General features: G+C 44.5%; 1 protein-coding gene. It reads right to left on the bottom strand.

Annotated features, from left to right (window positions below; all coding sequences use genetic code 11):
- Positions 1-65: 65 nt before the first annotated feature.
- A partial coding sequence (locus tag AC23P2_RS31405) for a hypothetical protein (RefSeq protein ID WP_487776840.1) occupies positions 66-245 on the bottom strand: 180 nt, incomplete at its 5' end.

Genomic DNA, 245 nt, shown 5'->3' with positions numbered 1-245 from the left:
CGAATCGTCGATGAATTTAACAATTTTAACACAAAGACTTGGTCTTCGGGACGAGCATGGTAATCTTAGGTCAGCTCCACTACTATATATTTTTGCCCGTTAAGGGTATATTCATAAGCAACGGCCAAGATTTCATCGTACCGAAGGGGAGTCAAAAGCGACATATATCCCAACTCAGGAGGAAATTTAAACTCCCGCTCACTCAAACGCCGCGCTCCTCGCAACACAGCATAATCATCACCACG

The sequence above is a fragment of the Runella sp. R0.1_18 genome (assembly GCF_057652155.1).
Note: the sequence above shows the minus strand (reverse complement) of the source record. Positions and strands in the feature narration are given on the sequence as shown.